This is a genomic window from Idiomarina tyrosinivorans (genome assembly GCF_003987475.1).
Taxonomy (GTDB): Bacteria; Pseudomonadota; Gammaproteobacteria; order Enterobacterales; family Alteromonadaceae; genus Idiomarina; species Idiomarina tyrosinivorans.
The window spans coordinates 1-8,434 of the sequence record NZ_PIQH01000005.1 but is presented as its reverse complement, the minus strand read 5'-3'; the positions used below and the strand labels follow the sequence as shown (position 1 = coordinate 8,434).

10 protein-coding genes and 1 pseudogene are annotated in these 8,434 nt (G+C 45.2%); 10 read left to right on the top strand and 1 reads right to left on the bottom strand.

The features are described 5' to 3' along the window. Positions 1-375: a hypothetical protein gene (locus tag CWI84_RS06180; protein ID WP_126841715.1), complete on the top strand. Its 375-nt coding sequence runs from the start codon at positions 1-3 to the stop codon at positions 373-375. Between the two features lie 107 nt (positions 376-482). On the opposite strand, the pseudogene CWI84_RS11755 reads toward CWI84_RS06180, so the two are convergent. Beyond that, positions 483-613: pseudogene (locus tag CWI84_RS11755) on the bottom strand (IS256 family transposase); the annotation flags it as partial. A gap of 35 nt (positions 614-648) precedes the next feature. On the opposite strand from CWI84_RS11755, the gene CWI84_RS06170 reads away from it, so the two are divergent. The 9 genes from CWI84_RS06170 to CWI84_RS06130 all read left to right on the top strand — a co-directional run bounded on the left by CWI84_RS06170 (position 649) and on the right by CWI84_RS06130 (position 8,075). Then, positions 649-1,608 carry an HNH/ENDO VII family nuclease gene (locus CWI84_RS06170; protein ID WP_157981003.1) on the top strand — a complete coding sequence of 320 codons (960 nt, stop codon included), beginning with the start codon at positions 649-651 and terminating at the stop codon, positions 1,606-1,608. Between the two features lie 24 nt (positions 1,609-1,632). Further along, positions 1,633-2,052, top strand: coding sequence for an SMI1/KNR4 family protein (locus tag CWI84_RS06165; protein WP_126841713.1), 420 nt, complete (start codon positions 1,633-1,635; stop codon positions 2,050-2,052). A 555-nt stretch (positions 2,053-2,607) separates the two neighbouring features. Further along, a complete protein-coding gene (locus tag CWI84_RS06160; RefSeq protein WP_126841712.1) occupies positions 2,608-2,814 on the top strand; it encodes a hypothetical protein in 207 nt (68 codons plus the stop codon). Continuing rightward, positions 2,796-3,110: a hemagglutinin repeat-containing protein gene (locus tag CWI84_RS06155; RefSeq protein WP_126841711.1), complete on the top strand. Its 315-nt coding sequence runs from the start codon at positions 2,796-2,798 to the stop codon at positions 3,108-3,110. The genes CWI84_RS06160 and CWI84_RS06155 overlap by 19 nt, the downstream gene beginning before the upstream one ends. A gap of 71 nt (positions 3,111-3,181) precedes the next feature. Continuing rightward, a complete protein-coding gene (locus CWI84_RS06150; RefSeq protein WP_126841710.1) occupies positions 3,182-4,750 on the top strand; it encodes a hypothetical protein in 1,569 nt (522 codons plus the stop codon). Beyond that, positions 4,750-5,010, top strand: coding sequence for a DUF7660 family protein (locus tag CWI84_RS06145; RefSeq protein WP_126841709.1), 261 nt, complete (start codon positions 4,750-4,752; stop codon positions 5,008-5,010). The genes CWI84_RS06150 and CWI84_RS06145 overlap by 1 nt, the downstream gene beginning before the upstream one ends. A gap of 244 nt (positions 5,011-5,254) precedes the next feature. Beyond that, positions 5,255-5,575 (top strand): hypothetical protein, encoded by a 321-nt coding sequence (locus CWI84_RS06140; protein ID WP_126841708.1) that lies wholly within the window; start codon positions 5,255-5,257, stop codon positions 5,573-5,575. A gap of 162 nt (positions 5,576-5,737) precedes the next feature. Beyond that, complete coding sequence (locus tag CWI84_RS06135) at positions 5,738-7,666, top strand: glycohydrolase toxin TNT-related protein (RefSeq protein ID WP_275540939.1); 1,929 nt, start codon at positions 5,738-5,740, stop codon at positions 7,664-7,666. Between the two features lies 1 nt (position 7,667). Further along, positions 7,668-8,075 carry an Imm63 family immunity protein gene (locus CWI84_RS06130; RefSeq protein ID WP_126841706.1) on the top strand — a complete coding sequence of 136 codons (408 nt, stop codon included), beginning with the start codon at positions 7,668-7,670 and terminating at the stop codon, positions 8,073-8,075. Positions 8,076-8,434 lie beyond the last annotated feature (359 nt).

Below are 8,434 nucleotides of genomic sequence, written 5' to 3'. Positions count from 1 at the left end.
ATGATTCCAGCTTACCAAGAGCATTTAAAGTTACTGTTAGAACGCTTACCGAAATTGGGGTTTCAGTTGACTAAGGACAATGATTACACTGCCGAATTTTTGGGAAACGATGGTTGGAAAATTATATTTGAAGGAGAGAGATATAATCATTCTCTCTATGGTTTGTGGTTAGTTCATACCGATTCTGAAGGTCACACTCATGAGTATGTCTTGTGGTTGTTATCCAGAGCTTTTCAAAAAATCGGGTATGAAGGTTATTCCGATGCGACGCTTGATGGACGTTTAGATTGGTTAGAGGAAAACACGGATAAAATATTTACTAGCTATAGGATATACGGGCAGGCTTACAACGAATTAAACAAGGTTAAAAATTAAACTGCTGACTTGGTTTAATGGAGACTGTAAAAGATTTTGTGTAAATGGCTGATTGCACGGTTAAATCCGATCTTGAGGGTGTTCAATATTCTGTGTCAACCAAGTTTTCATAGGTCGATGTGAGCATCCAGTCGGCCGTCGAAGCGGAGGTTAGTTGCGACAGGGTTAGGTTCCAGTTTTGCACCGGATGCGACCACCGGTCAGACGCTTTTAACATACCTGCGTAGAGCAGCTTGAGCTAGCTGTTATCGATAGTATTATTTAGAGGAAGCCTTGGTTGAGCAGGGTGATGTCTATGCGGAGTATCCCGACAGTGATGTGCCTGCATCCACCGATGCCGCTCCCAAAACTTACACGAAAGAAGAGGTGAAGCAGAGCCTTATTGCTTATAAGGACGAGCGCACCCCAGAGTACAATGACCGAACCCGGGAGGGTGAGGGCTTAACCAGCCAGTACTCAGAGCAATGGAAGTTCTACGATAAGAATCTTGCAGCCGATAAGTCTCTGTCCGATGTGGGAGATGCAGCCTTAGGTGCCTTTGCCGGTTTCATGGATACCGGCGGTGGTATGGTGCAGGGAGTGGCTGATATGATTTCAGACCCGGCTGACACGGCGCAAAACGCGTCGCTGGGAATGCAGCAAATGCTGAACGAACCTGAAGGCACTATCTCCAGCATTTTCGAGCAGCGGGAAGACGGCCAGATAAACGCCGCGCTGGATAACCTGCAGGGCGACTATTTCAGCGGTGCTCGCACCGAAATGAGTACGGACTTAGGCTTTGCGCTGGATGTGGGGCTGTTACCGGTTGGTCGGGTTGGTGGAATAGGTAAACTTTCTCCTGATAAAAAATTAACTCCGAATAATGTTGAAAACAGTCTTTATTTTGGAAATGATAGGCAGTATTGGTCATCTGATCCTATTACTTTTAGCGGAAACAAGGTATACCAACGGGACGATCTGATCGATTCAGCGCGAATAGATGTCCAGACTGGAATGAGTAATAAGCAATTGATGGAGAATGGGCTGGCTCCATATGGCCCAGACGGCCAAAAAATAAATATTCACCATATGCTGCAAACCCAAGATGGGCCAGTAGCTGAGGTGACACAAACTTTCCATCAGAAAAACTCTAAAACTATCCATATCAATTCAGGAACGGATATTCCATCGGGAATTAATCGAGCTGAATTTGATAAATGGAGAAAAAAAGTATTGGAAAGAAAGAGCTGCTGACTTTGATTAAGGAGACTAATGTATATGCCTACAGATATAATAAATGCTATTAACGAACTAAAAAAAAATAGAATTGTGTTACCCAAGGCTCAGACTCTTCCAAACGATGAGACTTTGGATCTATATGATAATGAATTAGGGTTTTGCTTCCCTGATGACTATAGGCTTTTTTTGAAAGAAGCAAGTGACAGTATTTTGAATGGTAAAGATGCTTTGAGGGTTACAGATGAAATGGATAGCCCAAGAGAGTTAATCAAAATAGCAAAGAATGCTTGGCAAGAGGGAGTACCTGAGAGTTGGTTACCAATTTGCGAAGATAATGGCAATTATTATTGTATAACGGCCGATGGGGACGTTCGTTACTGGTCTCATGATGGGCCGACTGATGAGCGTTGGCCTGATTTAGCTACTTGGATTGAGAGTGTATGGCTTAATGAAGAATAAGGTATTTCTTTCTAAACTCTCCGTTTATTTAGTTTGTACATTGAAAAATCAACTTGATTTGCTTGATATCAAGCGTAATTAAATTTCTGGTGGTTAAGAAAGGAACCTGAGGTTTACTTTTCAATTGCCCCCGTTGTCCCGTTCATATCGTTCGCATAGAAATGGCACTAAGATTCACTCTGTTTTTGCTTGCTATTTGAGCAAAGCTAAGTTTCTGGCGGTTAAAAAAGCATTCTTTGGTTTGTTTTTTTAATCACCTTTGTTCTTTTACAGCCTGGTTTTTTACTTTTCAGGCAGGGGAATGCAGCATTCACTATGAACGCTGTTTACCCTGCCTGAGAATCTTCACTTTTTACTCCGGAAAATAATAGCCACAAAGCACCCCTTGCCACGAGTTGACCCATTGTGCTCGATCTGCATTTTTATTCCGTTTGCCGTACCAGACTTCAGCCGGCGTTAAACCGCTGAGGTTAGAATGTGTCCGAATTTGATTGTACCAGGTGCGGTAGATGTTGAGTTCGGTTTGCAGATGGCAACGGGTGAAGTCCAACTGATATGAATAATATGCAGAGAAAGATATTGTTAGATATCAAGTTAGAGCTAGAGAAGGAAAATGATCCCTTGTTGGATAAGTTTGATAGCTTATTTAGTCAAGGGGATGCCAAGGTGATTTTTGTTTGGCTTAATAAACAAATTCGCTTAGAGAAGCTCCCTTACTCCGCTAAAAATCATATGACAGATTTATATTATGCCGTGAGGTAAAATGCTTATTTCGTTTTAGTGCATCATTAGACGTCCTTGCCAGCCAGGACACGCAACGCTCAGAAACCGATACCCAGAGCGGCAGTATGACCGTTGCGCAGACAGTCTGGGGTGCGGCCGGCGGGCCGACAGTGAATGCCAGCTTAAACAGCAGCAAGCAGCAGGACAAACAAACCACCCACAACAACAGCACGCTGATGGCGAAGACACCTCACTGGAAGGCGTTAACCGTGATGTCGCGGCCGTCAACAAAGAGATTTACGACGTTGACCGCCAGCAGGGCAACATCGACCTGACGGTCGACCACCGGCTGCTGAGTGAAGACGGGCGAAAACAGATAGCGGAAGACGCCAAATGCACCGAAATTATGGGCGATTCCATTATCGACGTGGTCGCGGACAGCGTGTCGCTAACCGGCTCTGGTGAGGGTGAAGACTCCCTGCGTGACCACATGGGTAACAAGCAGGACTACTTCACGGCGACCAAGAACTTCACTCAAAACCCGGCGAATGCTGAACATGTGAAAACGTTATCAGACGGTGATGCTACGTTCGAACAGAAGGAGGCGGCTTATACCGCACTGGTCAATGAAATAGCCGATTATATGGACGTTGACCCCACCGAAGCTAAAGTACTGATGTCGAACGACTCACTGTTTGCTGAGGTAGCCGGTGCTCACTCGCGCGACACCGACACGGTGTATGTGAACGACGCCGCTCACGACAACGCCTCAGACGCCGTAAACACCGTCGGCCATGAAACCCAGCATTATCTGGATAACCAGCAAAATCCGGATGCGGAGCAGACCGAAACGTACCATAAAAATCGTGACGAATACGCACGTATTATGGGTGATGCCACGGAAGACTATCTGGGCTTTAACTTTGCACAGAATGATACCAGTCTGGCTGACGGGAACAGTCATAGCTTCGGGACAACTGCGGATGATGTCCTGACTAACCTGAATTTAATATCGGAAAACCAAAAGGCCTATGACAGTGAAAATCAGGGTAGCCTCGACCACAATATTTTCGCTGCTGTTCCGGCTGCGGAAGCCGGCCTGGGGCTGGCCGCTCTGGGCATTGTGGCTGCGTCAGGCGATGAAGATGCAAAACGGCAATTTGCACAGGACGTAGAGCAGTTATTTAACGATATTAATGGGTTAATGGGAGGTGAAACGAACAGCCCTGACACTATTAATACGGAGTATGTGGTTAATGAGCTGATAGCGTTAAAGGTAAAAGAAGCTGCTCTGATTGAAGAAGGCTCAGATAATTACCATGCGTTCAATGAAATCTATGAAAAACGCGCCAGCCTGACACAGGGCTTACCGGCCGATTCCAGAGCCGGTATTAACGATACCGTTACGGCCTTTGTGAATGACTTTAACGAAGGAACCCTGGGCAATAGCGGCGGATTCCAGGCGGCGGATGAGCCAGCGGTAATCGCCATGCCGAATCCTGTACAGGATTCACCCGGCACGACAGTACTGGATAATACACCGCCGGAAATACCGGGGGAAGCCGGTGGTTATGAGCCCGGTGCGAGCCTACCCTCAGTTGAAGGCTCCCCAGTGCAGGACGGGCACTGGAGTGATCATTTGGTCTTTAATGATACTGTACAAGAGGCAGATCCAAACAAAATAAAATTCACTCAAGATAGCATAAAGAACTCATTTAAAGATGGTCAAAGCATTGAGAAACTAGTGGAAGGGCTTAAGTCAGGAGAAATTTCTGCAGAAAAGGTACCTGCCATTCGTGTTTTTGAAAAAAACGGGGAAACATACTCTTTAGATAATCGTCGTTTGAAGGCGTTCCAAGATGCTGGTGTGCCAATAAAGACGGTACCAGCAACCGCAGAGGAAATAGCAAATGAGTCTTATAAGTTTACAAGCAAGACTGACGGGAAGTCTATTCGAATTCGTGGAGGAAAGTAATGGACAATAATTTGTTGGGCGAATTAAATAAGGTGAATACGAAAGGTGATTTATCAAAATTTATTATGAGTTTAGTCCATGATTTGAAAAAAAATAAAGCTCAGTGGGAAAATGACGATTTGTCTTCATTTTTGGAAGCGATGTCTGCTTGGGTAGATGATATGGATGGTCTTTATGGGGAAAGGAAAAATCTAACTGTTGATGGTGAATACTGGAAACTCTTTGCCGAAATGTTATTTGCTGCAAAGTATTATGAGTGACGGAATGCGCTCAGATTCTAGGAGGGTGTTCCGTTTACGTCGCTCGCATGGGAATGGCACTAAAAACTAACTCACTTTGATTGTTATTTAAGCAAAGCTAGGTTTGATGCATTGGGTAAACGCACTGGAGTGAGGGTGAATACGTTGCTTGATTTATCTGATTTTCATGAAATGAACACAGACTTTATTCCTGATGATTCTACTTTACGAGAAAATCTAAATAACCTAGTCAATAAGGACGATGATGAAGGCGAGTGATTTTATTTGGCCCGACAAATGGATTCCTTTTAAGGTAAGAGTCTTTGTCGTTATTTTAGCCTGGACTTTGTGGCTTGTTGTTTCGTACCTGAAATACTTTGTTTTTCAGGTCGATGGTGTGCTTCAGTTTGTTGGGTTTTACGCTATTTTAATTATTTGGACCTACTTATTTAATCGATCGCTTTCAATGGCTACTGGGAGTGCATATTTTGATGCTAGCAATATGAGGCTTCAAGCTGCTCGCACCTGTATTTTTGTGATAGCCGTGATTGCATTTTTGAGCATACTTTTTGTTGGCGACTGGTAGGTATCCTGTTCACATGTAAGCGCAATTAAAAAACAACCTATGTCTGGTTTTTAATCGCCTTTGTTCTTTTAAAATCAGAATTTTTTTCAGGCAGGGCAAACAGCATTCATATCGGACGCCGTTTGCCCTGCCTGAGCATCTTCATTTTTAGCCGGGGCAGGCATTAACTTTGGCTCTGACGGCATCGGCTTTACGGCCAATATGGCCATGGGCGAAGGTGAGTTAGACCGCGAAGGCATCACTCACAGCAACAGCCACATTACAGCCGGAAATAACCTGAGCGTCACCAGTGGCAACGACACCGTGATTGAAGGCGGCAACCTGGCCGGTACGGACGTTGCGATGGATGTAGGTGGGGACTTAACGGTGGCCTGGGTGCAGGACACCGGGCAGGTGAAAGGCGATCGCTGGGATGTTAGCGCCAATATCACTGTCGGTGTCGGAGTGAGTGGCGGTGCCAGTGTCGGCTACGGCGAAACCGACGGCTCCAGTGCCTGGGTGAATGAGCAAAGCAGCATTACCGGCAGCGGCTCGGTGGATATACGCACCGAAGGCCACACGCAGATAGACGGCGCGGTTATTGCCAATATCGATGAAGAAGGCAACGACGGCGGCAACCTAAGCCTGAGCACCGGCACGCTCGGTTACAGCGATATTGAAGACCATGACCAGGAAGAAAGCACCTACCTAAACGTTGGCTTCACCATGGGTGATGACAACAGCACCAACCAAACGGAAAGCGGCACAAACTATACAGTAAGCGGTAATTACAGCGACCACGATAAAGCGCAGATAAACCGCGCCACCGTGGGTGAAGGCACTGTCGTTGTCAGAGACAACACTGAGCAGGACACCAGCGACTTAAACCGCGACACCGACCTTGCACAGGAAGTCACCAAAGACGACAGCCAGAATACCAACCTGTACGCCAGCACCACGGCGATAGACAGTCTGAGTAATCTTGCTGATAACCCTGAGCAGCAAGTCTCGCAGTGGACTGACAATGTGACAAGCGTGCTCAGCCCTGATGCGTGGGGAGAGGTTGAGGAAAATGCCAGTGATGCATTGGAAGAAGTTTCCGACGAGGTTTTAGCGGTAACCGATGAGCTTGGTATTACCGGTATGTCGGAAGAGGAGCGTTTAGCGCTGGCCGAGGAGATATCAGCAGAGCTCCCAGATGATTTGAACGATATCAATGCAAAAAGTGCTGAAAAGAAAGACGCAGATAAGCAGGCTTTTGCAGCGGAAATAGATGAGCTGCTATCAGCGGCAGGGCTTTCAGGTGATGAAGCGCTCTTTGGTGAAGATGGTGAGGGGCTTCCTGGTGAATTAATCGTATATTCAAGTGAAATTCGCTCTCTTATCCTGGCTTCTCAGGAGGAAGGAGTTGACCCTGTTAGAGCAATAATGGCGTTAGAAAAGCTAAAAGCTGACATTAACTCAATCCCCTCGTCAGATATTTCTAACCCTGAACGCAAAGCTGAAGCCGATGAAATCATTACTGGTTTGCAGGACGGCATTCTGGAGCGAATGGAGCTGTCCGATGCGTTAGGTATGGCAGGTTTACCGGTTGCGACGCGTAAGCTGGTTATTACGGCGAGTAAGGAAATTGTAGAAGGCGGTACCGAAGTCATAAGGCCGATTTACCAGAAACTGAAGAATCTACTGGTCAAAGAGAAAGGTTCGGAGACGTCTACTGCAAATAAAAATACGGATTTAGCTAATGGGGAAATGGATTTTTATCAATCAAACCAAGATGGTTCCTTTCATTGGCCTGGAAGTTTAGGCTTTCTAGGAGAACCTAAAGCTACCACACTGGAAAAAGGAGTTTTATTAGATCGTTATGGTAATAATGACGGTGCTTTTTTATCGCCCAATGGTACTCCATTTGAGCAAAGAGCCCTAGGTCCGGGGAATGGGGATAGGGTGTATCGACAGTATGAAGTTATTAAACCATTGCCAGTTATAGAAGGTGAGGTTGCGCCAGCTTTTGGTAAAAGTGGTGGAGGCAAACAAATCTTGCCAAATTTGCGCGATAGGGTTGATATCGATGAATTGATTGATAATGGTTATCTAAAAGAGAAGAATTGATATGGTTAGTATTGATGAGATTGTAAAAGAGGTTAGGAGTAAAGGCCGAATAATCGGCGCGCCCGAATCTTTATTAGTTGTTCATGATTCGCCTCAGAGTGATGGAACTCCTTATGTGAAAATTGTAGACGGCTTTTGTTTTTATATTTCTACTGAACGAGGTTTGGAGATTTCCAAGAAGAAAGCTTCAAACCTAGATCAAATTCTGTATTTTATCTTTAGCAGGATAACAAAGAGAATGGCTTCTGATTATGAGCTTAGAAACCGAATTCCTCATCAAGATTGTAGAAGAATCATTTTTGAGAAACAAATATCTCTTTTAAAGAAACTAGATGAGTCATGGGCTAGTAGGAGGCAGCAAGAGATAGTAAGCACGTTGATAAACCATCCTTACGATGATGAGTTATAGTGTTTGACAAATTGTCTCGTTCACATCGTTCGCATGGGAATGGTACTAAAAACCAACCTTTTTTGCTTGTTGTTTAGTCGAAATTAGGTTTTTGGCGGTTTAAAATTATTCATTGTTTTACGTTCTAATCGCCTTCGTTCTTTTAAAATCTGAACACCCTAACCGGCGAATTAGATGTCCTCGCCAGCCAGGACACCCAGCGCTCAGGAACCGATACCCAGAGCGGTAGCATTGTAATCCCCCCATTTTAAGCAGCAGCTATTCGTAGAATTAATGAACCGCTTGCGTTAATTGTTTGGGCGGAATGCCTCCGATGGCCGTGTTAGGCCGTTCGTTGTTATAAAGCCAAAGCCACTGAG